Origin of the sequence: Vibrio sp. JPW-9-11-11, from assembly GCF_013369335.1 — a bacterium.
Lineage (GTDB): Bacteria > Pseudomonadota > Gammaproteobacteria > Enterobacterales > Vibrionaceae > Vibrio.
Genome location: NZ_SZQJ01000009.1, coordinates 1 through 23,287, shown reverse-complemented (window position 1 = coordinate 23,287; position 23,287 = coordinate 1). Strand labels below are relative to the sequence as shown.

Genomic DNA, 23,287 nt, shown 5'->3' with positions numbered 1-23,287 from the left:
CACTATTCGTTGTTCATGCATAAATCGACGTTTTGCTCGCACAATGAATAAGACTAACCGTGATAATTTTGCGATAGATCACATTGTTTTGGTCGTATTAGTGAGTCTGCCCCATTTTTACGTACCTAATCACAATAATGAGTGTTCACAACGACAGGCTATCAAAGAAGAATGAGACCGAGTATGAAGATTCTAATTATCGGCGCCAGCGGTGGGATAGGCGCGGCCATACTAAAACATTGCCAACAGCGCTATCCCAACGCTGAACTACACGCCACCTATTTTACTACGCCACCGCCTGCATCTAACGAGATGAACCCAACATGGCACCAGTTTGATGCAAGCTGTGAAGCTGACATCAAAAACTTGAGCCAACATTTTGCGCAACTGGACTGGGTGATCAACTGCGTTGGCTTTCTTCATAATGAGGAACAAGGCCCCGAGAAAAACCTCAACAGTGTCGACGCGAACTTCTTTTACCACAATATCAGCCGCAACACCCTGCCGACCCTGTTACTCGCCAAGCACTTTTCCGCCCCGCTCAAAAAAAGCGCAGCGCCTAAGTTTGCCAGTTTGTCCGCTAAAGTGGGTAGCATCAGTGACAATCGTCTCGGAGGTTGGTATAGCTATCGCGCATCGAAAGCCGCACTTAATATGCTTATCAAAACGATTTCAATAGAGTGGCACCGAACCCTTAGAAAGGGAGTGATACTGGCCTTACACCCTGGGACAACGGATACGGCATTATCCAAACCTTTCCAGACCAATGTCCCCACTGGCAAGCTGTTTACGCCGGGAAATGTCGCCCAAGACTTACTGGCTATCATCGAGCGCAGTACGCCCGACGACAGCGGTCTTTTTTATAGTTACAGTGGCGAAGCGCTACCGTGGTGATACTCCTTGGCGCAGACCACGACAGCGTTTAGAGCAATATTTGACCTCGTGCCAACACTTTTGCCACTTTTTTCTCCAAGTAAATGGGCGCTGGCACGCCGCACATACCTTTACAGGGAGGTGCTGTTTTTTAATGTTACTTGGCATAGCGAGACTGGCGCCGTGAAATGTTAGCCCGTTTGACGACATGGTCGAACAGGGATGCAAATAGATTGACCAACAGAATGTCCTCTTAAATAAGCAAGATTGCGGAGGCGAACCCCCTAATTGGCTGTGATTAATGAATATTTTCTATTTATTGTTACGGCAATAACCGTCATTTAGGCCACACGCTGGCTTAAAAACCACAACTAGACTCACGGTCTATTTACAGGCACACTGCTCTGCAGAAATGAGAGAGCTCAAGGAGTAAATGAGTGCAAGAGGTCTATTTTGCAGGCGGGTGCCTGTGGGGCGTTCAAGAGTTTTTCCGCCACCTACCCGGTGTTATTGAGACTGAAGCTGGACGTGCCAATGGCAGCAGTCACACCACGAAAGGCGAATATGATGGTTATGCCGAATGCGTAAAAACCCGCTTCGATGAAAGCCAAATTACACTCGAACAACTCATTGATCATCTGTTTGAAATCATCGATCCATACAGCGTGAATCGACAAGGCGCTGATATGGGGGCCAAATATCGTACCGGCATTTACAGCCGCGACCCGAGCCATTTGAACACCGCGCGTCGTCATTTGAGCGCAAGACCTGACGCGGATAAAATCGCGGTTGAGGTGTTACCTCTCACCAACTACGTGACGAGCGATCCTGAGCACCAAGACAGATTGACCCGTTTTCCTGACGACTACTGCCACATACCACTCGACCTACTGCGGAAGTACCGTCAAGTCTAACCCTGTCTCGACAGCGCCTTCCTCAGCTTTCGGAAGTTAACACAGCTCATCCACTCGGCTTGGCCACTCGCTGTTATCACCAGAGACAGAGAGTGGCCTTAGAGCCTTATCCGGTTTGGCGTACTGCAAGCGAAACAAGCGCTGAGTCACGTGATAGCTGTCTAGGCCACTGACGGTGACCCATTCCATCGACTCAATGTCGAGATAACCATCTGCCTGAATGATCTCAGTCGGTAATTGGATATGTTCCACTTGGCCTATCACCATTTCGGTATTGTTTGCTTTGATGGTGTGGTGCTCTTTGAGGTTTAGGCCAATGTTGACGTTACTCTCTAATACAAACGGCGCAGCAAAGCCAGATTGGTACTGGGGTGTCAAACCCACCGCATCAAACTCGCTTTGATATTTCGGATAACGCGCAGACGTTTGGTGGGCCAGAGACGCGAAGTCAGCTTCAACCGAATTTAAGCTAAACACGCCTGTTTCAAGAATGTTTTCTAAAGTGTGACGCTCTACCGAGTTAGGACGGCTAATAAAGCTGAGCAAGGGCGGATTCGAACCAATATGGGTCACAGAGCTAACAATGGCAAGGTTTGCTTGTCCTTTGGCATCGACCGTGCCGACTAAGTTTGCACTTTTGAAACCACTTAAACTATTGACCAACCGTGCTCTATAACGATTTTCCATCTGTGCGATCTGCTGGGCGTTCAAAGTTTGTTGCTGCATTATTGGCACCATACGAATATAAGAAAGGGCAAAGCGTGGCTTTGCCCAGGGGAACGTAGCGTTGGGTGGTCGCTACTTAGGGAGAATTACTTGGTCAATGACATGAATCACGCCGTTGCTCGCTTTCACATCGGTCGCCACAACGTTGGCATTGTCGACCATCACGCTACCGCCCATGGTTTTAACCATCACATCTTGGCCTTGAACTGTGGTTGCTTTGTCGAGCTTCACAACATCGGCCGCCATCACTTTACCCGCAACAACATGGTAAGTAAGTACCGCGACCAACTTATCTTTATTCTCTGGTAAAAGCAGAGATTCGACGGTGCCTTCCGGTAGCTTGGCGAAAGCTTCGTCAGTCGGAGCGAAAACGGTGAACGGACCTTCGCCTTTAAGAGTATCCACGAGACCGGCCGCTTTCACCGCCGCCACGAGCGTGTTGAACGATCCATTTTCCACGGCAACGTCAACGATGTCTGCCTTCATTCCGTGATTGTGAGCTTGCGCGGGCAAAATGTAAGTAAACAGTGCGACCAGCGCGAGGGCAATTGAAAGTGTGTATTTAACCATGAGTCCATCCTTAAGTGAGGAGCCTAGCTCCAGTTAGCATTATTGTTGCTTCGTAGAGCTGTTACGCAGTCAGTTTCAAAATAGATCATTCATTTCGCACATGGGTAGCTAACACCTTCTGCGCCGCGGCTTGCACATCGGTGCGCTTTTTCCATGTCCACAAACGATCTCTTGCTTCTCGACCACTCTGCTCAACGTCAACAATCGGCTGTAAATAGCAACTCTCTGGATCCAGTTGATACAAGATCGCTTCCATGGACGTCATCTGCCATGGAGAAAACAGCAATGGGACGGGCACCGACTTGAGCTCAGGCAGCCAACGATAGATAAATGCGCCATCGCTATCATGCTCTTGAGCTTGTTTAACAGGGTTGTAAATACGAATGGTATTGATACCCGTCACCCCGGCTTGCATTTGGAATTGGGCATAGTGTATTCCAGGCTCGAAGTCGAGAAAAAGACGCGCTAAGTGGTGCACGCCATGACGCCAATCTATCGCCAAGTGGTGAGTTAAAAAACTGACTAGCATGGCTCGCATACGAAAGTTGAGATACCCGGTGTGTACTAAGCAACGCATACAGGCATCCACCAAGGGAACGCCCGTTTTGCCTTGCATCCATGCTTGTAGATCATGGCTGTTTTGTCGGCAACCTCGGGCAAGCAATGGCTCATACGCCAGGTTAACGCATCTCACTTCCATCTCATGCTGAGACTCAAACTTTTGGATAAAATGACAGTGCCAATGTAGGCGTGATGAAAGTGCCGATAAACTGCGTCGCCAGCCGGGTTGAGACCAATGACTGAGTAATGACTGATACATTTCCCTTAGCGAGATATTGCCCCAAGCAAGATAAGGTGACATTCGACTACAGGCACTGCGCGCCAAACTGGGGCTAGAAATCGAGCGATAGTATCCTCGTCCTCGGCGCTGAAAAAAGTCATCTAACGTTCGCCAAGCTAATGACGGGCCTCCTGTTTGCATGCCTGCTCGTTTCTCACGCCAAGCGCTAGCAACCTGTTGGCCTAGATCTAGCGATGTGGCGTCAAGCGACAACATCCTTCTGCCATCCAGTACTGGCGTTGCTAAAGGCGCCCTCATCACTTTTTGCCAATGGCTGTCCCATTGCTCACGACTCTTCGCACCACGGTTCACGGCTCCAGAAGGCGTTTCTCGCCACGTGATGCCTCTGTCTCGACAATATTGCCCCACTCGCTTGTCGCGTTCAAAAGTGATTTGTAACCCTACCTCTTGATGCGAGTATAAAGTCTCGATGCGGTAGTGTTTAGCGACAGCCTCGAAAAATTCAATCGCCTCGCTTTCGACCATCAAAACTTGGTGGCCAAAAGGTTTCAGCTGCGAATTGATGTCTTGCAAAGACTGATAAACAAAGCGCCAGTGCCGCTCGTCATAGTGTGGGTTGGCCATCAAACTCGGCTCAAACAGATAAAACAGCGCACAAGGTGTATCGCTTTCAAGCGCGAGCTGCAAAGGTAGGTGATCCGTCAGGCGTAGGTCACGTTTAAACCAAACTAAGTTAATCTTTTTCATCGTACTCCCCGTAACAGCCATAGATACGTAAAAAACGTACCTAGGCATCAACAGCAATAAGGGATTAGGCATGAAACTGGCACTCAGTAAGTTAGAAAAGTTTTTCTATGTCGATAAGCTTGTCATTCACTCACTGGATATGGCGCTCTATCACGCTTCAGTGGTGGTCGATGGGGAAGAGTTCTATATCATCGATGACCAAGGTCAGTTTCTGCGCACCCACTCCATAGTCGACCTTCAACGCCAGTGCAGCCGTATCAAAGCCAAAGCTCAAGTGTTACGTCATCAGAGCGCCTACGATGAAATGATTGGTACGCCGATACGTCAACAAAGTAACCAACTCGAAGTCCCGCTGCACGATAATCAGTACTATTGACGATGAGCAGCTTACTGAGGCTTTAACGCAGCATTTAGGCATTTTTTCTGTTTTATTACTGACAAATCAGGTAGTTTGAACGACAGAGTTAAACGCAGCCTCAGGAAGAGACATGTTAGAGCAAGTCGTAGGGATACTGTTTCCAGTGTTTGCACTGGTGTTAGTCGGTTTTTCGGTAGGTAAGTGGCTAAAGCCAGATTTTCGCCCAATTAATCGTATCAATATGGATACCTTTACCCCTGCGTTGGTATTTTCGTCTCTTGTCGCCATGCCACTCGATCTTGACCAGGTTCCTCTCCTCAGCGCCTCGCTCGTCGCGGTCTTGCTGCCAGGAGTGGTGATGATCCCTATCTGCCGTCTGTCAGGGTTGAATTTCAAAGCTTGGGCACCTCCGCACATGTTTCGCAATAGCGGCAACCTCGCCATTCCTCTTTTTACCTATACCTTTGGCGACAGCGCCTTAGCTTCTGCGGTTTTGTTGTTTGTGGTTTCGGCCTGTGTTCATATCAGTTTGGGCTTAGCATTGCTGAGTGAAGGAAACCCATTCAAACAGATTATCAAGATGCCTATTTTCTTAGCCGCTGCGGCTGCGCTGATGCTTAACCTTTCAGGCACCCAGGTATGGTCCCCACTTTATGAAGCGACCGCTTTGCTTGGTCAAGCGGCCGTGCCTGTCATGTTGCTGTCACTCGGCGCGCAGATGTGTCACATGCGTTTGAGCGGCCTCAAAATAGGGGTACTTTGCACGTTACAATCATTGTTTACCGGAGCGATAGCATTTGCCGTCATCTATTGGTTTATCCCTTTACCTACGATGCAGCTACAAATGATGGTTTTATTCACTATGCTTCCCCCTGCCGTGATGAACTATTTGTTTGCCGAGCGCTTACACATCGAGCCGGCCAAAGTGGCCTCCATGGTCTTGTTTGGCAACTTTTTTAGTATTGTGACTTTACCATTATTGCTCGGGTTCGCTCTGTCCTTGTAACCACTCTTCGGGGTGACTGAGTAACGTTTTTCCTTGATAGGTTTCAGCACGAATGTCTTTTGGGTTGTAAATTGCGCACGATTCCATCGATAAGCAACCACAACCAATGCATCCCCCCAAATCTTGTTGCAGTGCTTTTAACTGTTGGATTCGATGTTCGAGCATCTGCTTCCAACCAGACGCCATCTGCTCCCATTCGCGGCGATTCGGCGCTTGATGCTTGGGCAAATGGGCTAACGATTGCACGATCTCCTCCAGTGTAAGCCCGACCTCTTTCGCCGCTTTTATCACCGCAATTCGTCTCAATACGCTACGATCATAGCGACGCTGATTGCCCTGATTGCGCCAGCTATGTATCAAACCTTTCTGTTCATAGAAATGCAGCGCAGACACTTTTACACCTGCACGCTTAGCCACTTGCCCAACACTTAAGTCCATCTCAATCCCTCGAATCAATAAAAACTTCTTTACCTTAAGTTAACTTGAGGTTTTACAGTAGCAGTTATACCCAAGCTGATACAAGGAAAAAACATGTTTAATCTTTCACGGCACAAAACCGCTAGCTACCTAAGCGGACGCTTTTTTGATGGACTCTCTTCTGGCCTGTTTATGATGGCGCTACCTTGGATTATGCTGCAAAGTCCCAATATGGGCTCATTCGTCGCTTTGGTGGCACTTACATGCACGCTGACCTCTTTTATACTCACCCCCTTCTTCGCCACGTTGATCGACCGACACTCACGTAAACAACTGCTGATTTTAGTTCAAGTCGTTCAAGCCGCTACCGCATTATGCGTATTGCTCAGCGCTACTCTTAATATGCTAAGCCCATGGATTTTAGCTGGCGCACAGTTGGTATTTTGGGTGTCGAGTAACCTAGCTTGGGCCACCAACAACGCGTTCACTCAGGAGAACTACCAACGCCACGAGTATGCCGCGATTTCAGGTAAGCAAGAAATCGTTATGCAAGTCACGACATTGGGCGCGGGTGCTCTTGGTGTCGTATTGCTGCAGAAGTGGGGAATAGTTCAGTTTGCACTCTTCGCCGCCTTGGCTTCGACATTATCCGGATTAAGTTACGCCGTCACTTACTATCACCGTCAATTGACGTCGCATACCTCTGAACCTTTCTTCGCCCAACTCAAGCAAAGTCGCGACATATTTTCAGCCCAACCACGCTTCTTTGCGTTCTTGTTGTTATCTTGTTTATGCTATCCCGTGCTGACGTTCTTACTTAAGCTCGTGCCCATATGGTTTGCCGAAACGGGAATATCAGGAGAATGGTTTGCGGGCTATAGTATGGCCTTTGGCTTAGGCTCCCTCTTTAGCGGCGCGTTGGTTATCAAGCTGCTTGCTGCGCACCCTCACCCAACCACTATGCTGTATTCGATGCTAGCGGTGGCCTTGAGTTTAGTTGGCATGAGCCAAGCCGTACACCCCAGTCACCTGCTCATGTTCACCCTAGTGTTTGGCTTTTTTAACGCCCTCAACCGCATTGCGCGCACCAACTGGATGCATAATAGTATAGATATTGGTCAGCGTGGCCGAGTCGACGGTGGGTTGGCTCTGTTCTCAACCTCCATGCAGAGTATTAGTTACGTGCTTATTGCTCTGTTATCGAAATGGGGACTCACGCAATATGGGTTTATTTTGGCGGCGATGAGCATCTTCGGCGCGGTCTGTTTGATGTGGCTGATCAGCCGTTCACCGACTCTCTCGCCCCAATGGCAGAATGAATAAAGGCGCTATTTGCGCCTTTACTCTTTGCTCTAGTTTCATTAACTCAACTTAAAGCGCCTGACGATCCCGGTTAGCGTTTGGTTCATATCCGAGATAGTTTGCGCTTCTTCAAGGGCTTGCTGACCATTGCTATCGAGCTCTCCAACAATATCGTTGATAGCCGACATATTACGACTGAGCTCTTGCGTCACGCTACTTTGCTCCTCAGCGGCAGTCGCGATTTGGGTACTCAAGTCGTTAATGTCGGTGACGAACTGAGTCATAACATCAAGACTTTCGGCCACCTCTCCTGCACCCTCTGCGGTTTGAGCACATTTCTGTTTGGTGGTCTCCATAGAGTTCACTACAGACTGACTACCACGCTGTAAACTCGATAGCGCGGCTTCAATCTCTTCGGTACTGGTTTTAGTACGACTGGCTAAGTTGCGCACCTCATCGGCCACCACCGCAAATCCTCGTCCTTGCTCCCCAGCACGAGCGGCCTCTATGGCTGCATTCAACGCCAATAAATTAGTTTGTTCGGCAATATCACCGATCACACCTAGGATGGTGTTAATACCATCGGTTTCTGAAGCCATTTTATTCACGTTCTCAGACGCAGCGCCGACATCATCAACCAACTCTTGGACATTCGTTTGAGCCTGCGTTACCGTCCTCTTCGACTCGGCACTGGCTTCGTTAGCTTTATTGGTCAAGTCAGCGGTGTTCGCCGCATCGGTCGCCATGGAGTCTGCGGTCGAGTTCATTTCTTCAATCGCAGTAACAACCTGCTCAGTCTCCTGTACATGATTTTGTAGAATCGCACTGTTACGTTGACTCTGATCTTTCATCCTATCGACGTTTTCATTGAGCTGGTCCGTCACCTGACGAATTTCCAGCATCATGGTTTGCAAGTTCTCAATGAAGGCATTCACACCTTGCGAAATTTGGCCCAAGTCATCATTGGTTTTCACTTCAATCCGCTGAGTCAAATCTCCGTTGCCTTGACTCAAGCTCATAACCGTCTCTTTTAGAACTAAGATTGGACGATATAAAACGCGAAGAATAAGCAGTGCGATGATGACACTGACCGCAGTGGCAATCAGAGCCGTAACGATCGCATTACGTTTAGCCGCCGATAGATCAGCGAAAACAATCTCTTTATCTAACCCAACGAGTAGATACCAGCTTTTATCAGCGATACGAATTTGATGGGAAAAAAACAGCTTTTCCCTATCATCCACTAATGATTCAAAGTGGGCATTGTCCTTGCCTAAAACCTGTTGCGACACTTTGCTAAGCCAAGGGTAGCGGTCGGTTTTTTCACCTGCTTTCACCGCTTGAAGCGAAGACGCCAATATGGTGCCATCGTGGTTTAGAATGAACGCCGTTTTTCCCGCGACTTCATTGGCCGATTTCACTATGTCATTGAGAAAATCTAACTGCATATCAGCAGAAATCATGCCGCTAAAGGTTTTCCTGACGATTGATACCCAGTAGATACCGCCCGCTTCACTGCCAAGATAGGGTTCAGTAATACTGGTCGTCGTGGCTTGTCGGCCAGCTTGATACCAACCGCGCGTCGTCACATCCCCATCAAACTTGTGATTCGGCCAAGTGTTTGCGGTTTGGTTCCAGTAGGCATCACCATTAGTGAAGGCGACAACTGAGCTATTTAAGTTCATTGCGGCAGCAAACATATGCGTCATTTCAATGAAATCTTGCGGCTCACCCGTAATCGGCTCGTTCTGGAAACGTTGGCCAAGCTTTTCTAGCCCGGCCACTTTCTCATTTAGGCGACTTGCAATCTGTTCCGCTTCCGCATCTACGTAGTTTTGGTTGCTTTTCGTTATTAACTCAACCAGTGCGTCTCGCTGCTTCACGTAAGCAACGTAGCTCGACGTCGAAACAGACACCACTACCAAAGCAATGATGGCAATAAGTAGTAACGTCTTAAATCCTAGGTTTCGCATCGTTTATAATCCTTATAAAACAAGTACATTAGACAGCGCCAAAGTGACCATTCAGATAACGCTATTATTATATTTATAACTAAATTGTGGCTGTAAAATGACAAAGATCCAGATTTTGTGTCAATTTGTCGACCAGGGCACATTTTTATGTAGGCTAAGGATAAGAGCGAGAGGTAAGCGTAAGGAAAGTGAGGCAGCGCAATGCTGCCTAGTAAGTTGTGAAGATTGACGTCACTAATTAGCGTCTAGGTGAGCGCTCCAATAGATACTCAGATTGATTTTCTGCGACTTTACTAAAACCGAGCTTTTGATACAGATGATACGCGGGATTGGTTTTAATGACACTCAGTGCCAGTGTTGTTCCTTGCTGCTCAGTTCGAGCAATCAAACGCTCAATTAACTGAGTTCCAATCTTTAAGTTTTGATATCCGGGATGAATTTGGATTTGAATCAAATACCAACAGCGCTTCTCCGGTTGATACTCAGCTTTGAACAAACCCACCGGCAAATGATCAAGCAACACGATTTCGGCACAATCAAACTTGTATTCGATGCGATTCAGGTAGTCTTCTAACGTCGTCGGCATACCGACTTGTTCTAGGTATTCACGCATGGTTGCATCGCGTAGCGCCACCAAAAAATCAATGTCGGATTCAACCGCCGGTCTCAAGCTGATTTCCATTCGTATCACTCACTTATTCGTTTCTATGTCTCGGGCACGCCAGTCTAACACGCCCTCCAGCCAACCCGGACTGATTGAGGCGATCTTACTCGCAGACTACTCATTTTCTGCCATCGTCGCCTCCTGCGTTTAAGCCCTGGCCACGTGAAGTTTCGGCCATTGCTCGAGCCAGCCTTTACTCACTAAGCGATCGTTGAATGTTTCCAAGCAACGTCTAGGATTAGGCGTGATCATGCCTGCAAAAAGTGAGGCTAATCCAAAAGCACTAATAACTTGATAGGTGTTGTCGTCGACTTTTCTGACTGCCACCGCGGTTTCTTGCTCTGGCCAATACCTCATCGCATCGAGCGTACTTTCATAAACAGGATCCCCATTGCGTACATGCATGATGGCCTGATTTCGAACCTGCCAGTTAAGTTCAGGCATCACTGCTGAAAGCCGCTTCTCGTAGTGCGACTGTTGCATGGCGTCGTCTTCTGAGCGATCAAAATAGATAACATCTACATCGCTAAGTGGTGTTGGAAGGACGTTATTGTGCAGGTAATCCCAAACGAGGTTACGCACAAACCCCGCCGCTATGTAGCATTGAGGTAAATCTAACCTCGCCACGGCATCCAGGGCCGCCACACGGTGCATGTCTTGTGTGATCAGTGATATCAATTGTTGATGGTAAGTCGTCATCGCAATTGGCGCCTCTTACTAGCACTAGAATAAACCTGCCGACAGAGCCAGCGTGCCGCTTGTTTGGAGTCAATCCCTTTTCTTAAAACTGGCTTAAATCAAGTTTGACAGGGCACCCCAACCAATAGGCGTATTGTGTATGATCCACCAAATCATCTCCGGTGTCGGCATGAACCAATACACTTAGCGCTCCACGATGAACGTCTAGCCATGTGATTAGCGACTCGAACTGAGTGCTATCAAATAACACTTGAAAACTCCACATGGTGTGGGGACCAACTAGACGTTGATGCATGGTTCCCAATTCAAGCTCAAACTCCTGTTCGAGCTCATTTCGCAACTGGCGGGCGAATGCCAAGCTTGGTGCGTCGAAATAAACGTGGGCATGATAGTGGTCGTGGCGATTAATCGGCCGTTTTGGCGTATCCATACTCTTCCTGGGTAGTGATGTGGAGAACACTGAGCATACTAACAATACTCGTTTCCGTGATGAAGCCCTTTTCATACAATCCATCTCGCTGAGAGATAGCGATACAAGCAGCAGTGGCTGTCGCCATAACACGCGCACCTGCCATCGCTAAACGTTTAACTACGTTGACTTTTATTGATAGCAAGACTCTAATAGTTAGTAATAAAAAGTGATTAAGGAGTAGGTTCATGAATAAAATCATTGCAATGCTAGCATTAAGTTTCGCCCTCTCAGCCTGTACTGAGGTCGGAAGTGAAGCTTGGTGCGAAGATTTGAAACAGAAGCCGAAAGGGGATTGGACCGCAAACGAAGCCAAAGACTTTACCAAACACTGTATTTTTTAGTTCCATCTTGCAACAAGGCTCTTACGCTTCATTCTCAAAAGCAAGCGGTGGTATGTCATATTCGGGGTTGCGGCTCGGCAGACGCTACTTGACTATCGCTGCGTAGCTTAGACAAGTGACGTTCGTAGAAAGCGATGGGTTCAGCGCCGTGCTGACGAGCCTTAGTGTACATACAAGCGACAAAAATATCAGCGATGGTGAAATAGGTGGCGACTGCATAGCCGGAGTCTACGCATAAACTGGGGCGCAACTTGTTGAGGCATTGCACCACCCACTCTGCCCTCAATCTTCGTTTTTGTTCTTCTTCTAGCTCAGGGCGCAGAAATGCCAACACGGTTCGATTTTGAGGCGTATGAATCGTCGCATTGACGAACTCACAGACTTGGCGCACTTGTGCTCGCTCTTTAGGGCATCGACCGATTAAAAGGCGGTCAGGAAAACACTCTTCAAGGTATTCAATAATTGCCATCGACTCACAGACCACAAAACCATCGATGGACAAAGAGGGGACATAGCCAAACGGGTTGATCGCCAAATAGCTTGAGTTATTTGCTGAGACGTCTACTTCCACTCTGCGATAGATGAGCGCTTTATAGTTTAACACCCACTCCACTCGACGTGAGCTGTTAGAATCTTGCGCGCTGTACAACACAATCTCCATACCCTCTCCCTGATACTTAACCTTGCTTTACGCTCAGATAAAACCAAGCCTTTGGCGTAATCACAAACGTTGACTTGAACTAAAAACTATCACACGCTAATGACCCGCCTCAAGTCAGTGGGTTGTATTCTTGTTCACTTCTATGAACTCAGTATGTTCTCAACAAGCCCCTTTTAAGCCGAGGATCTAAACGGGCACACTCCTCATGCCACTGGAAACACCGATAAAATCGTACCTAAGGTCAATCAGTTAGCCAGTTCACTGCAGAGTCGTAATTACCAAATGCCTTTACTTCACCCGCTATAAACCAACTTGCTATTTTGGCGGCTAGTTCCTGCCAGTTCTTATCACCGTAGATGGCTATTTTCTCTATCGTAACGCCAATCTTTAACCCAAGCTGAAAATCATCCCACGCCGCACGAAGCTCCCAGCCAGAAAACTCAGTAATATCAACCAGCATTTTTAGATGCTTTAAGTTAACCTTCTCTATAGTCGCATCCAACACTGGAACAATCGCTTCGTAGTCTTCATGCGTAAGCTTACCTCTGGCTTTAAACACTAAAACAGGCTCCGAGCCAATGCGCTCAATGCCCAATGTGATCCCATGACGTTCTGTACTCATAGCGACTATCTCCAATTGAGTTAACACAAACAGCATAGTATATAAGTAAAGTAGAAGAATAAGTGCCAAGCGTTGCGAATCCGTTTTAAAGTGTTTGTTATGCGCATAAGCCAAGTTAAGCACGTGAAAACTACCTTAGACACGAAAACCACAAATAAACCAAGCACTTTTTGTGAGTCACTGAACAGACGAAGTCACTATGTTGCAGACCAGCTTCCCACAAGTGACTAATGGTGAATTTCAGCGCACGACTCTGCTTTTGCTTCTCGAAACTTAACGCAGCGAAAGACCAGCGAAGAAGAACTTCCGATAAACTTGCCCTTACCACACTTTGCGCCAGCTAAACTCGCCACGAACCAACTCTGAAAACCAATGAGGCAACCCATGAAATTTGGCATGTTTTACGGCCTGAGTGATTCAAGAACTTGGGGCGACATGCGCTTGCTAAACGTGAGTGAAGCGAAACCAGCAAGCGTATGGAGCCCTCTTAAACGCTTTGTTATACAGCACTTTCCACCTATCCTCTTCGTACATCATTAAATATGTCACAAGAAACTTGATAATTATGCTGCCTGGCGATCTTCTGCGAAAAAAACAGTTGCGGCAACTCATAGAGAACAAGTAACCCGAGGATAATAAATGCGCTTGAGTGGCCTAGAGTTAAGCCTACGATACTTATCGTTAGCAGTGTCAACTCTAGAGCAAATAAAGCGTACTTACCTAAATAACAATGATGAAAGCCACCAAGAAAAAACCAGTTCAAAGTAGCATAGGTGTCTGGATCTTTGAGCTTTTTAGATTGTTGCTTATAGAACTCTTTCTTTTGACCTTCAGGCAATGAATTGACCTGGTTCCTCAAGAGCTCTTCATTTTTTTCCAATTGTTCGATCGGTTCGAATAAACGCATTACGGCACCTCATCATATATTTTTCCAATGAGGTCAGGTTGATTACATCGCTTAATTCTAGCTAGGCCTAGCTTCCAACCTTTGACAGCCCCATGCTTTTCAATACATTGTTTAGTGTACTCTGAGCAAGTAGGCTCAAAATTACACTCAATGTTCAATAGTTGTTTTGATCCACCGCTAGCTTGATAGCGATGGATCAACTTTAAAGAAAGATATTTAACCAAACTTATCGGCCAAGCGTGATAATCACAGCCTCACGCTTCCAAAACAGCATAAAGCGCTTTTGCTCAACTACTTGAAATACAACTTGCCAACCATCTTGTGCATACTTGTTTAGCTCAGCTTCCATTTTTTGCACAGGTAAACCGCTTGCGCCTAACAAGATTGTTCCGCAGCCACCTTCTACAATGTGAACCACTTTATATTCTGTAAACTTTGTCATTTTATAACCAACTATTTTAGTAAAAACAAAATGTTACAGCATGCAACAAAATGCATCAAGATGAATATTGTGAAATTCGCTGTATAACACCCAATTAAGTAGCCCCAAAACGCGATGACTCACTTTCCGCATTACTCGGCAACACCTAACCCAACGCAAACCAAAATCGCCACGCGTTGAGGGGCTGCTTGAATTGTTTGTTATGTTTTACCATAAATGACTGACTTACTTAGCAAAGAACTGCGTTGTTAAACGTATTTCAAGAAGTGAACCACAAGCCTAACCTCACTTGGCCGTCAGACGCACGAAACACCAAGCGGGTCAGTCCACGTCCCTGCCCAATGAGGCAACTGCCAAGCTGAAATGATACTTGGAAAATGTGCTGGAAGCGACTTAGAGTCAGCTATATTCAAAACCAACCGCCAGGACGTGCAAATGAAGCAACCCACTGATATTGAGATGTTTTACTGGCTGAAAAATTCACGAATGTAGGCCGATAATGCGGATTTTCTGAGACAATTCAGACGAACTGCCAAAGGGGCAAAGAACATAGATCGAAGAATTTTTAAGTTATTGAAATTAAAGTAAACATAACGCCCAATTAAAGGGTGAGCAACGCTACCACCCAACCTAAAGCATTGTACCGTAACCATTAAATTTGAAGTAGAAGCAAAAATGCCAAGCGTTGTGAATCCCTCTTGAATGCTTTGTTAGTTGCCTTGGATTCAAGTACGAAGTGCGACACCTCTGAACATAAAAACAGTAAGGTGCGATAATCATGAACTTTGCTCCCGCCAAGAAGTAAAAAACATGAAATACACGCACCTCACTGAGAACGAAAGGTATATGATTTCTGCACTCAGAAAGCAAGGAATTAGTACCGCTGAAATAGCTAAACAACTGGGTCGTCACAAAGCCACTATCTATCGAGAAATTGAACGCAATTGTCGTTACAACAAGTTCTTCGATAGGTACTCATATCAACCAGAGCGGGCACAGCAAATGGCGCGCAACCGGCTGAGTCGTTCACGCCGAAATAAGCGCTATACCAAACTTGACTTCAGGCTACCTGAAGCCTTGCTACGACTGGATTGGAGCCCTGACCAAATCGTCGGATACCTAAGAATGAGAGGCTATCCAACAATGAGCCACGAGCTCATTTATCAGCACATTTGGAACGACAAAGCTCTCGGTGGAACACTATGGAAACACCTACGCCAATCGACTAAGCAAAGGCGTAAGAGGTACAACTCAAAAGACAGCAGAGGGCGGCTTGCAAATAAGCGTCATATTACCGAAAGACCAGCGAATGCTGAGCATCGAAAAGAGCCTGGTCATTGGGAAATTGATACCGTCGTTGGCCGCGGAACCAAGCACTGTATCGTGACTTTAGTCGACAGAATGACTGGCTACACTTTTATTGGGCAAATGGACGATAGAACAAGCGAGTCGCTCAACGTAAGAATGAGCAAAATCATGACCCGCTCTGACTTACCTTTTAAGACGATAACTGCGGATAACGGCACTGAATTTCATGGTTATGTACAACTAGAAAAACATCATAACTGTCTGTTTTACTTTGCAAATCCATACCACTCATGGGAACGAGGCACTAATGAAAACACCAATGGCTTGATACGACAATACTTACCAAAACGAACTTCTATGTCACACGTGACACAGAAGCTCTGCAATGAAATTGCACACAAATTAAATACGCGCCCACGCAAAAGACTTGGTTATAGAATACCATTGGAGTATATTCATGCGCATCTGTAGAAAGTGTCGCACTTCAAACTTGATACTAAGTGCTTTGGCAGCCGATTCAACCCTGTTCAAAGACAAATTGACAACAGAGTGCATTTATATAACAGTGGTTGTATGAAAATCAAACAAGTGCAGTTAAACAAGCGAATTATCATCACTCCTTAGGAATGGTGGGATTTTGTGTGCTTTGGATAAATCGACCCCACCCTATAAGGTGGGTTTTCTTTTTCTGCCTTTAGGGAACTAGTCTCTTGGAGGAATTTAAAATGAAAAAGGTAGCTGTTTTTGGAAAGCCGGGTAGTGGAAAATCAACCGTAAGCAAAGTGTTAGCGCAAATGAGCGGTTTACCGCTCCATCAGTTAGATTCAATTGTTTACAAACCAAACGGTGAGTTTGTAGCTCGAGAAGAATTTGATTCTGTTCACGATGATATTCTTCAGTCAGAGTCGTGGGTCATTGATGGGCTTGGTCCTTTACGCTCTTTTAATGAACGCTTAGCTGCGGCAGATACTCTCGTTTACATAGATATACCATATTCAGTAAGCTATTGGTTTGTTACTAAGCGCTTTCTGAAAGGGCTCTTTGTGAAGCCAGATGGCTGGCCTGATGGAAGTTCAGTTTTAAAAGGCACTTTAAATAGCTATAAAATGCTCAAGTTAAGCCCTAAGTTCTGGAACGATGAATTTACCTCTAAGCTAATGGAATACGCTAGTGACAAAGAAGTCTACATTATCAAAACAGTGTCCGAGCTAAATGATTTTGTTTGTACGCATGCTAAATAGTACGCATATAACAAAGCGTTTAAGGCAGATTCCCAACGCATGGCGGCTTCGGTTAAAAGTTTGGCTTTAGTGTTTATGGCACAATGGGTTAGGTTATGTGGTGGCGTTGCTCACTACTTAACGCGGCGTTATGTTTACTTGTATTTCAGCGGTTTAAAGTTTCTTCTAACTATGTTCTTTGCCCCTTTGGCAGTTTGTTCGAGTTGTCTCAGCAAATCCGCATTGTCGGCCTAAATTCGTGAATTTCTCAGCCCGTAAAACATGTCAAAGTTCGAGGGTTGCTTCATTTTCAGGTCGTGGAGGTTGGCTTCAAATATCACTGGCTCTAAGTCGCTTTGAGCATATTTGCCAAGTAGCATGTCAGCTTGGTAGTTGCCTCGGCAATTTGCCATTGTCCTGCGCTTTGGTTGGAAAGAGAGGGCGCTTGTTGCAGTTAAGTCGGGTTGCCTCATCGGGCAGGGAAGTGAAATTACGCGTTTGGTGTTTCGTGCTTCTGGCGGCCAAGTGAGTATGAGCTTGTGATTTACTTCTTGAAACGCGCTCAACAAAGCAGTTCTTTGCCAATTAAATCAGTCGTTTGTGGTAAAACATAACAAACAATTCAAGCAGACCCTCAACGCGTGGCACTTTTGGTTTGCGTTGGCTTTTGTGTTGTCGAGCAATGCGGAAAGTTAGCCAGTGCGTTTCGGGCTACTTAATTGGGCGTTATGTGCTCAGGCAAAAAATCAGGTCAGGCGATGAAAAGAATCAATGTAATAGGCACTAGTGGTAGTGGAAAAAGTACTTTCAGTCGCATGCTTGCGAGTGAGCTAAAGTGCCCTTATGTAGAAATGGATGCCATATTCTGGAAGCCTAATTGGCAAGAATCTTCAGATGATGAGTTTTTTGCAAAATTGGCCGACAGGTTGAGCGCCGAACGCTGGGTTCTTGATGGTAATTATAATCGAACTGCTGAAATTAAATGGAGCAGAGTAGATACCATTGTCTGGGTTGATTACTCCTTCGTAAGAACACTGTTTCAAGCTGTGAAAAGGGCTTTAGTTCGCACAGTGACCAAGCAGGAGCTATGGGGTAAAACAGGTAATGTTGAGTCGTTTAGAAAGTCTTTTCTTAGCAAAGATTCTATCATCCTTTGGACGCTAAAAACGTACAGTAAAAATCGATCTCGTTACACAGAACTGCTAGACGATCCGAAGTATAGTCATATCACATTTGTAAGAATAACAAGCCCTAAAAAGGCAAAGGCGTTCATAGGTGAGTTACGCACATAACAAAGCATTTAAGAGTGATTCGCAACGCTTGGCAGTTTCGCTTCGCTCAAGTATAGCCAAGCGTCGCTCACACCTTAATGCGGCGTTATGCGACTGGGCAAAAATCTTCTATATCTCTCTTTCTCGCTCTCTTTGGCAGTCGGTTTTCGGTGTCGTCAATTTAGCATTGTCGGCCTAAATTCTTGAATCACTCAGGCCGTAAAACATGCCAAATTTCGTGGGTTGCCTCATTGGTTTTCAGAGTTGGTTTGTGGCGAGGTTGGCTGGCGCAAAGTGTGGCAAGGGCAAGTTTATCGGCAGTTCTTCTTCGCTGGTTTTCCGCCGCGTTGAGTTTCTCGAAGTAAAAGCAGAGTCACTGGCTGAAATTCACCATTAGTCACTTGTTGGAAGTGGGTCTGTAACATAGTGACTTCGGTTGTTCAGTGACTCACAAAAAGTACTTGGTTTGTTTGTGGTTTTTCGTGTCTGAGGTAATCTTCATCTGCCCAACTTGGCTTATGCGTGTGAATTCGCATAACAAACAATTCAAGCAGACCCTCAACGCTCGGCGATTTTGGTTTGCGTCGGGTTTGGTGTTGCCGAGCAATGCGGCAAGTGAGCCAGTGCGTATCGGGCTACTTAATTGGGCGTTAGCCGTCTATGGAGTTTTATTTGAATAATCGAGTAGTTTTTACAGGTGGCCCAGGTTCAGGGAAGACTTCAGTTATCGAATTTTTGCGCCAGATGGGTTACGCCAGTGCACCTGAAGTTGGGCGAAAAGTTATCCAAGCCCAAGTAGAATTGCAAGGTACAGCATTGCCTTGGTTGGACAGGGCCGCATTCCGCGACGAAATGGTCATTGAAGAAATCGACAATTACGAAAACTTTGGTGGTACTGAAATTACGTTTTTCGACCGAAGTATTATCGACTCGTATGGGTACAGTAAGCTTGAGCACATACCTATATCGGATCTCTTGTTAGCGAAATGTGGTGAACTGACTTATTGCCGTAAAGTTTTCATTTTTCCGCCTTGGGAAGAAATCTACGAAAATGACTCTGAGCGAAAGCAGGACTTTACTGAAGCAATAGCGACATATCATGAAATGGTGAGTGCATATATTAAATTTGGCTATGACTTAATTGAAGTACCTAAGGTTTCAGTTAAAGAAAGAGCACAGTTCATCGTTAGCAAAATGAGCGACGGCTAACAATAAATTTAAGAGTGATTCACAACGCTCGGCGCTTTCACTTCATGCAAGTTTAGTGTTTATGGCACAATGCTTTAGGTAGGGTGGTTAGCGTTGTTCACACCTTAATTTGGCGTTATGTTTACTTGTATTTCAATGGCTTAAGAATTCTTCGATCTCTGTTCTTTGTCCCTTTAGCTATTCGTTCGAGTTGCCTCAGCAAATCGGCATTGTCGGCCCAAGTTCATGAATTTCTCAGCCAGTAAAATATGTCAATGTTCGCGGGTTGCTTCATTTGCAGGTCGTGGCGGCTGGGTTCAAATCTCACTGGCTCTAAGTCGCTTCCAGCGTATTTGTCAGTTAGCATTTCGGCTTGGCAGTTGCCTCGGCAATTTGCCATTGTTCTGCGCTTTGGTTGGAAAGAGAGGGCGTTTGTTGAACGTTTTTCGGGTTGCCTCATTGGGCAGGGAAGTGGAATTACGCGTTTGGTGTTTCGTGCGTCTGGCGGTCAAGTGAGGTTTGGCTTGTGATTCACTTCTTGAAATACGTTTAACAACGCAGTTCTTTGCCAAATAAATCAGTCGTTTGTGGTAAAACATAACAAACAATTCAAGCAGCCCCTCAACGCGTGGCACTTTTGGTTTGCGTCGGGTTTAGTGTTTACGCTGCTATGCGGAAGGTGAGCCAGGGCGTTTCGGGCTACTTAATTGGGCGTTATATGCCAGATGAAGAAAGCCTAAAAATTCAGGTTTACAGCCTTGGTGTCTAGGTCTTTGGGCGTCGAGATTTTTCGGTTTCAATTCTCGTTTTCTCCGGTCCGTGGTTCAGTTTTTGCCTACCGTTTATCGGTGGTTTTATTCTTTGGTGCTGATAATGCCTGGTCAATTTAGGCAACATCTTCTGCTGAAATTCCGCTCTGAGAGTTTGCCTTCCTAAAAGCTGGTTTACTTGTTGAAAGGGCGCTTTCTCTGGTGTGGTGAGTTCACGTGGTTTCAGTGAGTTTGTGGAAAGTCCTCATTGTGAAATTGCCGTTCCAAAAGCACTTTTTGGTGTCGTCAGTCCGTTTTCTGCGGCGTTGAAAATTCCAAGTGGTTTCAGTGGCAAGTCGCTGCAAGTCTAAGCCTGACTTAAGTGCATCAAAGCACATAAAAATCATGGTTTCAAAGTGGGGCTTGGCATAAAATCTTAAGCTTAAACGTTCGCATATAACAAAGCGTTTAAGAGGGATTTGGCACGCGTGGCATTTTTAGTTTGCGTTGAGTTTTGTGTTTACGGTGCTTTGCAGAAGCTTTTGTATTGCGTGCCTGCACCCCTTAACGTGGCGTTATAACACAGAATCGACTTCTTGCTCAAAACGGTCATTTGAACTATTATTTGTACGTTATTTTGTACCAATGGGAGTTCAATATGAGTCGTATTCATTTCGATCAAGATATTCAGCCTTTGTCTGAGTTTCGTGCCGGTGTAGCTTCATATATCAAACAGATCAATGAGACTCGTCGTCCATTGGTTATTACGCAACGTGGCAAAGGTGTTGCTGTTGTTCTTGATGTTGCTGAGTATGAAGCAATGCAAGAGAAAATCGAATTACTGGAAGAAATGCGCACAGCAGAAGCTCAGTTAGCTTCTGGTCTCGGTGTTTCCAATGATGATGCGCGTGCTCAAGTACTTGGGCGCATTAAGAAATGAAAGTAGTCTGGTCTCCATTAGCACTTCAGAAACTAGGCGATGCAGCGGAGTTTATTTCTTTGGATAATCCACCTGCGGCAGAGAAGTGGGTAAACGAAGTTTTTGATAAAACTGAACTCCTTGGAAGTATGCCTGAAATGGGGCGGTTTGTTCCTGAAATGCCCCATACGAATTATCGCGAAATCATCTTTGGTCACTATCGTATTATCTACAGTTTAAGTCACGAAATTCGCGTACTAACAGTTCGTAATTGTCGTCAAATTTTATCGGAAGATGACGTGTAAAACTGTGTTATAACAAACTGTTTAAGAGTGATTCGCAACGCGTGGCATTTTTACTATGCGTTGCGCTTGGTGTTTAAGGTGGTATGCGGGAGCTTCGGTATTGCGTTGCTCACACCTTAACAGAGCGTTATGTGAACAAAGTGGAATAAGCTATGGAATACAAAGTCGTTAAAGAATATCAAGATGCTCCAGAATCGCCTATTCGAATAGTTCTAGGCGAAAAATTGCAATTTGTAGAGGAATCCAATCCAGAAGGTGACTGGGCAAACTGGATTTTCTGCCGAGGGGAAAACAAAGAAGGTTGGGTTCCTAAACAAATACTAGCTATCGACAATGGCGAGGTAACTGCACTTGAGGACTATTTCGCCAAGGAGCATCGTTTGGCGATCGGTGAAATTCTAGTAAAAGAACATGAGTTAAACGGCTGGATCTGGGGTAGTAAATTGGGTAGCCCGAAAGAGTTGGCATGGGCTCCTTTAAATCATTTGTGCGCTGTGTAAATTCACATAACAAGCAATTTAAGAGGGATTCACAACGCTTGGCATTTTTGCTTCTACTTCAATTTTAGTGGCTACGGTACAATGCGTTAGGTTGGGTGGTAGCGTTGCTCACCCCTTAATTGGGCGTTATGTGTCAGAGAGGTATTTTGCTCTCGAATAAGACTCTATACTCATATTAGTCGGTACACTAAGTTCTAATTTAAAAGACTGGGGCAGCTATGGCTATTGTAAGAAAAATGGAAAAATTGACTCTTGAACGCGATTCTAGTCATTCTGAGGTAAACGCTACATATACAGTAGTGCTTGGTGACAATGGAGAGAAATACCTTCAAGTTGATACATATGGTTCAGCGAAACGACAGGAAACGGGTAAAAAGAGTCAATCAATCCGCTTCTCTCCATAAGCACTTGAGCAGCTAAAAAGTATCATCTCTGCACTTTGAGTTACACATGACAAGCAATTTAAGAGGGATTCACAACGCTTGGCATTTTTGCTTCTACTTCAAATTTAATGGTTACGGTACAATGCTTTAGGTTGGGTGGTAGCGTTGCTCACCCTTTAATTGGGCGTTATGTTTACTTTAATTTCAATAACTTAAAAATTCTTCGATCTATGTTCTTTGCCCCTTTGGCAGTTCGTCTGAATTGTCTCAGAAAATCCGCATTATCGGCCTACATTCGTGAATTTTTCAGCCAGTAAAACATCTCAATATCAGTGGGTTGCTTCATTTGCACGTCCTGGCGGTTGGTTTTGAATATAGCTGACTCTAAGTCGCTTCCAGCACATTTTCCAAGTATCATTTCAGCTTGGCAGTTGCCTCATTGGGCAGGGACGTGGACTGACCCGCTTGGTGTTTCGTGCGTCTGACGGCCAAGTGAGGTTAGGCTTGTGGTTCACTTCTTGAAATACGTTTAACAACGCAGTTCTTTGCTAAGTAAGTCAGTCATTTATGGTAAAACATAACAAACAATTCAAGCAGCCCCTCAACGCGTGGCGATTTTGGTTTGCGTTGGGTTAGGTGTTGCCGAGTAATGCGGAAAGTGAGTCATCGCGTTTTGGGGCTACTTAATTGGGTGTTATACAGCGAATTTCACAATATTCATCTTGATGCATTTTGTTGCATGCTGTAACATTTTGTTTTTACTAAAATAGTTGGTTATAAAATGACAAAGTTTACAGAATATAAAGTGGTTCACATTGTAGAAGGTGGCTGCGGAACAATCTTGTTAGGCGCAAGCGGTTTACCTGTGCAAAAAATGGAAGCTGAGCTAAACAAGTATGCACAAGATGGTTGGCAAGTTGTATTTCAAGTAGTTGAGCAAAAGCGCTT

At 45.6% G+C, this 23,287-nt stretch carries 32 protein-coding genes; 16 read left to right on the top strand and 16 right to left on the bottom strand.

The features are described from left to right. The first annotated feature begins 183 nt into the window (after window positions 1-183). A complete protein-coding gene (locus FCU94_RS12505) occupies window positions 184-894 on the top strand; it encodes an SDR family oxidoreductase (protein WP_176288856.1) in 711 nt (236 codons plus the stop codon). On the opposite strand, the gene FCU94_RS12500 is transcribed toward FCU94_RS12505, so the two are convergent. After that, on the bottom strand, window positions 883-1,041 hold the full coding sequence (locus tag FCU94_RS12500; RefSeq protein WP_176288855.1) for a DUF2256 domain-containing protein: 159 nt from the start codon (window positions 1,039-1,041) through the stop codon (window positions 883-885). The genes FCU94_RS12505 and FCU94_RS12500 overlap by 12 nt on opposite strands. Window positions 1,042-1,310: 269 nt before the next feature. Between FCU94_RS12500 and FCU94_RS12495 the strand changes: the two genes are divergently transcribed. Next, window positions 1,311-1,787 (top strand): peptide-methionine (S)-S-oxide reductase, encoded by a 477-nt coding sequence (locus FCU94_RS12495; RefSeq protein WP_176288854.1) that lies wholly within the window; start codon window positions 1,311-1,313, stop codon window positions 1,785-1,787. Window positions 1,788-1,823: 36 nt separating this feature from the next. Here FCU94_RS12495 and FCU94_RS12490 read toward each other — a convergent pair whose 3' ends face one another. The 3 genes from FCU94_RS12490 to FCU94_RS12480 form a co-directional block, all read right to left on the bottom strand. Then, complete coding sequence (locus FCU94_RS12490) at window positions 1,824-2,513, bottom strand: flavin reductase family protein (RefSeq protein WP_176288853.1); 690 nt, start codon at window positions 2,511-2,513, stop codon at window positions 1,824-1,826. A 72-nt stretch (window positions 2,514-2,585) separates the two neighbouring features. Beyond that, the gene (locus tag FCU94_RS12485) at window positions 2,586-3,083 is read right to left on the bottom strand and encodes a fasciclin domain-containing protein (RefSeq protein WP_176288852.1); all 498 of its coding nucleotides are present in this window, start codon (window positions 3,081-3,083) and stop codon (window positions 2,586-2,588) included. 85 nt (window positions 3,084-3,168) lie between these two features. Next, the gene (locus tag FCU94_RS12480; protein ID WP_176288851.1) at window positions 3,169-4,632 is read right to left on the bottom strand and encodes a cryptochrome/deoxyribodipyrimidine photo-lyase family protein; all 1,464 of its coding nucleotides are present in this window, start codon (window positions 4,630-4,632) and stop codon (window positions 3,169-3,171) included. Between the two features lie 70 nt (window positions 4,633-4,702). Between FCU94_RS12480 and FCU94_RS12475 the strand changes: the two genes are divergently transcribed. Further along, window positions 4,703-5,008 carry a DUF6482 family protein gene (locus tag FCU94_RS12475; RefSeq protein ID WP_176288850.1) on the top strand — a complete coding sequence of 102 codons (306 nt, stop codon included), beginning with the start codon at window positions 4,703-4,705 and terminating at the stop codon, window positions 5,006-5,008. 112 nt (window positions 5,009-5,120) lie between these two features. Further along, complete coding sequence (locus tag FCU94_RS12470) at window positions 5,121-5,996, top strand: AEC family transporter (protein ID WP_176288849.1); 876 nt, start codon at window positions 5,121-5,123, stop codon at window positions 5,994-5,996. Here FCU94_RS12470 and soxR read toward each other — a convergent pair. Continuing rightward, window positions 5,967-6,434, bottom strand: a complete 468-nt coding sequence (soxR, locus tag FCU94_RS12465; protein WP_176288848.1) for a redox-sensitive transcriptional activator SoxR — start codon at window positions 6,432-6,434, stop codon at window positions 5,967-5,969. The two genes, FCU94_RS12470 and soxR, sit on opposite strands and share 30 nt — an antisense overlap. 93 nt (window positions 6,435-6,527) lie before the next feature. On the opposite strand from soxR, the gene FCU94_RS12460 reads away from it, so the two are divergent. Beyond that, complete coding sequence (locus tag FCU94_RS12460; protein ID WP_176288847.1) at window positions 6,528-7,736, top strand: MFS transporter; 1,209 nt, start codon at window positions 6,528-6,530, stop codon at window positions 7,734-7,736. A gap of 38 nt (window positions 7,737-7,774) precedes the next feature. Here the strand turns inward: FCU94_RS12460 and FCU94_RS12455 are convergent, their stop codons facing one another. The 5 genes from FCU94_RS12455 to FCU94_RS12435 all read right to left on the bottom strand — a co-directional run bounded on the left by FCU94_RS12455 (window position 7,775) and on the right by FCU94_RS12435 (window position 11,608). Next, the gene (locus FCU94_RS12455) at window positions 7,775-9,688 is read right to left on the bottom strand and encodes a methyl-accepting chemotaxis protein (protein ID WP_176288846.1); all 1,914 of its coding nucleotides are present in this window, start codon (window positions 9,686-9,688) and stop codon (window positions 7,775-7,777) included. A 238-nt stretch (window positions 9,689-9,926) separates the two neighbouring features. Beyond that, window positions 9,927-10,370, bottom strand: a complete 444-nt coding sequence (locus FCU94_RS12450; RefSeq protein ID WP_176288845.1) for a GNAT family N-acetyltransferase — start codon at window positions 10,368-10,370, stop codon at window positions 9,927-9,929. A 129-nt stretch (window positions 10,371-10,499) separates the two neighbouring features. Further along, complete coding sequence (locus FCU94_RS12445) at window positions 10,500-11,051, bottom strand: nucleotidyltransferase family protein (RefSeq protein ID WP_176288844.1); 552 nt, start codon at window positions 11,049-11,051, stop codon at window positions 10,500-10,502. Window positions 11,052-11,133: 82 nt separating this feature from the next. Further along, a complete protein-coding gene (locus tag FCU94_RS12440) occupies window positions 11,134-11,481 on the bottom strand; it encodes a DOPA 4,5-dioxygenase family protein (protein ID WP_176288843.1) in 348 nt (115 codons plus the stop codon). Beyond that, complete coding sequence (locus FCU94_RS12435) at window positions 11,456-11,608, bottom strand: hypothetical protein (protein WP_176288842.1); 153 nt, start codon at window positions 11,606-11,608, stop codon at window positions 11,456-11,458. The genes FCU94_RS12440 and FCU94_RS12435 overlap by 26 nt, the downstream gene beginning before the upstream one ends. A gap of 100 nt (window positions 11,609-11,708) precedes the next feature. Here FCU94_RS12435 and FCU94_RS12430 point away from each other — a divergent pair, with 100 nt between their 5' ends. Continuing rightward, on the top strand, window positions 11,709-11,864 hold the full coding sequence (locus FCU94_RS12430) for a DUF3012 domain-containing protein (RefSeq protein ID WP_176288841.1): 156 nt from the start codon (window positions 11,709-11,711) through the stop codon (window positions 11,862-11,864). Window positions 11,865-11,919: 55 nt separating this feature from the next. Here the strand turns inward: FCU94_RS12430 and FCU94_RS12425 are convergent, their stop codons facing one another. The 5 genes from FCU94_RS12425 to FCU94_RS12405 all read right to left on the bottom strand — a co-directional run bounded on the left by FCU94_RS12425 (window position 11,920) and on the right by FCU94_RS12405 (window position 14,496). Beyond that, window positions 11,920-12,525 (bottom strand): glutathione S-transferase family protein, encoded by a 606-nt coding sequence (locus FCU94_RS12425; RefSeq protein WP_176288840.1) that lies wholly within the window; start codon window positions 12,523-12,525, stop codon window positions 11,920-11,922. 241 nt (window positions 12,526-12,766) lie between these two features. After that, window positions 12,767-13,147: an STAS/SEC14 domain-containing protein gene (locus FCU94_RS12420; RefSeq protein ID WP_176288839.1), complete on the bottom strand. Its 381-nt coding sequence runs from the start codon at window positions 13,145-13,147 to the stop codon at window positions 12,767-12,769. 517 nt (window positions 13,148-13,664) lie between these two features. Further along, window positions 13,665-14,054 (bottom strand): hypothetical protein, encoded by a 390-nt coding sequence (locus tag FCU94_RS12415; protein WP_176288838.1) that lies wholly within the window; start codon window positions 14,052-14,054, stop codon window positions 13,665-13,667. Continuing rightward, window positions 14,054-14,278: a membrane protein insertion efficiency factor YidD gene (gene yidD / locus FCU94_RS12410; RefSeq protein ID WP_176288837.1), complete on the bottom strand. Its 225-nt coding sequence runs from the start codon at window positions 14,276-14,278 to the stop codon at window positions 14,054-14,056. The genes FCU94_RS12415 and yidD overlap by 1 nt, the downstream gene beginning before the upstream one ends. 2 nt (window positions 14,279-14,280) lie before the next feature. Further along, on the bottom strand, window positions 14,281-14,496 hold the full coding sequence (locus tag FCU94_RS12405; protein WP_005447484.1) for a DUF4177 domain-containing protein: 216 nt from the start codon (window positions 14,494-14,496) through the stop codon (window positions 14,281-14,283). Between the two features lie 810 nt (window positions 14,497-15,306). On the opposite strand from FCU94_RS12405, the gene FCU94_RS12400 reads away from it, so the two are divergent. Together FCU94_RS12400 and FCU94_RS12395 are read left to right on the top strand one after the other, a co-directional pair. Further along, window positions 15,307-16,275 (top strand): IS30 family transposase, encoded by a 969-nt coding sequence (locus FCU94_RS12400; protein WP_176288836.1) that lies wholly within the window; start codon window positions 15,307-15,309, stop codon window positions 16,273-16,275. A gap of 254 nt (window positions 16,276-16,529) precedes the next feature. Continuing rightward, window positions 16,530-17,045: an adenylate kinase gene (locus FCU94_RS12395; RefSeq protein WP_176288835.1), complete on the top strand. Its 516-nt coding sequence runs from the start codon at window positions 16,530-16,532 to the stop codon at window positions 17,043-17,045. A gap of 230 nt (window positions 17,046-17,275) precedes the next feature. Here FCU94_RS12395 and FCU94_RS12390 read toward each other — a convergent pair whose 3' ends face one another. After that, window positions 17,276-17,437 (bottom strand): hypothetical protein, encoded by a 162-nt coding sequence (locus tag FCU94_RS12390; protein WP_176288834.1) that lies wholly within the window; start codon window positions 17,435-17,437, stop codon window positions 17,276-17,278. A gap of 345 nt (window positions 17,438-17,782) precedes the next feature. Between FCU94_RS12390 and FCU94_RS12385 the strand changes: the two genes are divergently transcribed. From FCU94_RS12385 to FCU94_RS12345, 8 genes are all read left to right on the top strand, one after another. Continuing rightward, window positions 17,783-18,316, top strand: a complete 534-nt coding sequence (locus FCU94_RS12385; protein WP_176288833.1) for a shikimate kinase — start codon at window positions 17,783-17,785, stop codon at window positions 18,314-18,316. A 205-nt stretch (window positions 18,317-18,521) separates the two neighbouring features. Next, window positions 18,522-18,692, top strand: a complete 171-nt coding sequence (locus FCU94_RS12380) for a hypothetical protein (protein WP_176288832.1) — start codon at window positions 18,522-18,524, stop codon at window positions 18,690-18,692. Between the two features lie 275 nt (window positions 18,693-18,967). Next, a complete protein-coding gene (locus FCU94_RS12375; RefSeq protein ID WP_176288831.1) occupies window positions 18,968-19,504 on the top strand; it encodes an AAA family ATPase in 537 nt (178 codons plus the stop codon). Window positions 19,505-20,890: 1,386 nt separating this feature from the next. Next, window positions 20,891-21,172 carry a type II toxin-antitoxin system Phd/YefM family antitoxin gene (locus tag FCU94_RS12370; protein WP_000086647.1) on the top strand — a complete coding sequence of 94 codons (282 nt, stop codon included), beginning with the start codon at window positions 20,891-20,893 and terminating at the stop codon, window positions 21,170-21,172. After that, window positions 21,169-21,456 carry a type II toxin-antitoxin system RelE/ParE family toxin gene (locus FCU94_RS12365; protein WP_015296903.1) on the top strand — a complete coding sequence of 96 codons (288 nt, stop codon included), beginning with the start codon at window positions 21,169-21,171 and terminating at the stop codon, window positions 21,454-21,456. Before FCU94_RS12370 ends, FCU94_RS12365 begins: the two co-directional genes overlap by 4 nt. A 152-nt stretch (window positions 21,457-21,608) precedes the next feature. Then, complete coding sequence (locus FCU94_RS12355; protein ID WP_176288830.1) at window positions 21,609-21,956, top strand: SH3 domain-containing protein; 348 nt, start codon at window positions 21,609-21,611, stop codon at window positions 21,954-21,956. 218 nt (window positions 21,957-22,174) lie between these two features. Next, window positions 22,175-22,360, top strand: a complete 186-nt coding sequence (locus FCU94_RS12350; protein ID WP_176288827.1) for a methionyl-tRNA formyltransferase — start codon at window positions 22,175-22,177, stop codon at window positions 22,358-22,360. A 760-nt stretch (window positions 22,361-23,120) separates the two neighbouring features. Next, window positions 23,121-23,287, top strand: a 167-nt coding sequence (locus tag FCU94_RS12345; protein ID WP_140199030.1) for a DUF4177 domain-containing protein, incomplete at its 3' end; no start/stop codon positions are given.

Excerpts from the sequence above, each read along its gene's own strand:
- FCU94_RS12455 (WP_176288846.1), bottom strand. The coding sequence starts at position 9,688 with ATGCGAAACCTAGGATTTAAGACGTTACTACTTATTGCCATCATTGCT.
- FCU94_RS12385 (WP_176288833.1), top strand. The coding sequence starts at position 17,783 with ATGAAAAGAATCAATGTAATAGGCACTAGTGGTAGTGGAAAAAGTACT.
- FCU94_RS12390 (WP_176288834.1), bottom strand. The coding sequence starts at position 17,437 with ATGGCAAATTGCCGAGGCAACTACCAAGCTGACATGCTACTTGGCAAA.
- FCU94_RS12395 (WP_176288835.1), top strand. The coding sequence starts at position 16,530 with ATGAAAAAGGTAGCTGTTTTTGGAAAGCCGGGTAGTGGAAAATCAACC.
- FCU94_RS12425 (WP_176288840.1), bottom strand. The coding sequence starts at position 12,525 with ATGGAGATTGTGTTGTACAGCGCGCAAGATTCTAACAGCTCACGTCGA.
- FCU94_RS12415 (WP_176288838.1), bottom strand. The coding sequence starts at position 14,054 with ATGCGTTTATTCGAACCGATCGAACAATTGGAAAAAAATGAAGAGCTC.
- FCU94_RS12490 (WP_176288853.1), bottom strand. The coding sequence starts at position 2,513 with ATGCAGCAACAAACTTTGAACGCCCAGCAGATCGCACAGATGGAAAAT.
- FCU94_RS12505 (WP_176288856.1), top strand. The coding sequence starts at position 184 with ATGAAGATTCTAATTATCGGCGCCAGCGGTGGGATAGGCGCGGCCATA.
- FCU94_RS12475 (WP_176288850.1), top strand. The coding sequence starts at position 4,703 with ATGAAACTGGCACTCAGTAAGTTAGAAAAGTTTTTCTATGTCGATAAG.
- FCU94_RS12500 (WP_176288855.1), bottom strand. The coding sequence starts at position 1,041 with ATGCCAAGTAACATTAAAAAACAGCACCTCCCTGTAAAGGTATGTGCG.
- FCU94_RS12470 (WP_176288849.1), top strand. The coding sequence starts at position 5,121 with ATGTTAGAGCAAGTCGTAGGGATACTGTTTCCAGTGTTTGCACTGGTG.
- FCU94_RS12440 (WP_176288843.1), bottom strand. The coding sequence starts at position 11,481 with ATGGATACGCCAAAACGGCCGATTAATCGCCACGACCACTATCATGCC.
- FCU94_RS12365 (WP_015296903.1), top strand. The coding sequence starts at position 21,169 with ATGAAAGTAGTCTGGTCTCCATTAGCACTTCAGAAACTAGGCGATGCA.
- FCU94_RS12430 (WP_176288841.1), top strand. The coding sequence starts at position 11,709 with ATGAATAAAATCATTGCAATGCTAGCATTAAGTTTCGCCCTCTCAGCC.
- FCU94_RS12350 (WP_176288827.1), top strand. The coding sequence starts at position 22,175 with ATGGCTATTGTAAGAAAAATGGAAAAATTGACTCTTGAACGCGATTCT.
- FCU94_RS12400 (WP_176288836.1), top strand. The coding sequence starts at position 15,307 with ATGAAATACACGCACCTCACTGAGAACGAAAGGTATATGATTTCTGCA.
- soxR (WP_176288848.1), bottom strand. The coding sequence starts at position 6,434 with ATGGACTTAAGTGTTGGGCAAGTGGCTAAGCGTGCAGGTGTAAAAGTG.
- FCU94_RS12420 (WP_176288839.1), bottom strand. The coding sequence starts at position 13,147 with ATGAGTACAGAACGTCATGGGATCACATTGGGCATTGAGCGCATTGGC.
- FCU94_RS12370 (WP_000086647.1), top strand. The coding sequence starts at position 20,891 with ATGAGTCGTATTCATTTCGATCAAGATATTCAGCCTTTGTCTGAGTTT.
- FCU94_RS12485 (WP_176288852.1), bottom strand. The coding sequence starts at position 3,083 with ATGGTTAAATACACACTTTCAATTGCCCTCGCGCTGGTCGCACTGTTT.
- FCU94_RS12380 (WP_176288832.1), top strand. The coding sequence starts at position 18,522 with ATGCCAAATTTCGTGGGTTGCCTCATTGGTTTTCAGAGTTGGTTTGTG.
- FCU94_RS12405 (WP_005447484.1), bottom strand. The coding sequence starts at position 14,496 with ATGACAAAGTTTACAGAATATAAAGTGGTTCACATTGTAGAAGGTGGC.
- FCU94_RS12450 (WP_176288845.1), bottom strand. The coding sequence starts at position 10,370 with ATGGAAATCAGCTTGAGACCGGCGGTTGAATCCGACATTGATTTTTTG.
- FCU94_RS12460 (WP_176288847.1), top strand. The coding sequence starts at position 6,528 with ATGTTTAATCTTTCACGGCACAAAACCGCTAGCTACCTAAGCGGACGC.
- FCU94_RS12355 (WP_176288830.1), top strand. The coding sequence starts at position 21,609 with ATGGAATACAAAGTCGTTAAAGAATATCAAGATGCTCCAGAATCGCCT.
- FCU94_RS12435 (WP_176288842.1), bottom strand. The coding sequence starts at position 11,608 with ATGGCGACAGCCACTGCTGCTTGTATCGCTATCTCTCAGCGAGATGGA.
- FCU94_RS12445 (WP_176288844.1), bottom strand. The coding sequence starts at position 11,051 with ATGACGACTTACCATCAACAATTGATATCACTGATCACACAAGACATG.
- FCU94_RS12480 (WP_176288851.1), bottom strand. The coding sequence starts at position 4,632 with ATGAAAAAGATTAACTTAGTTTGGTTTAAACGTGACCTACGCCTGACG.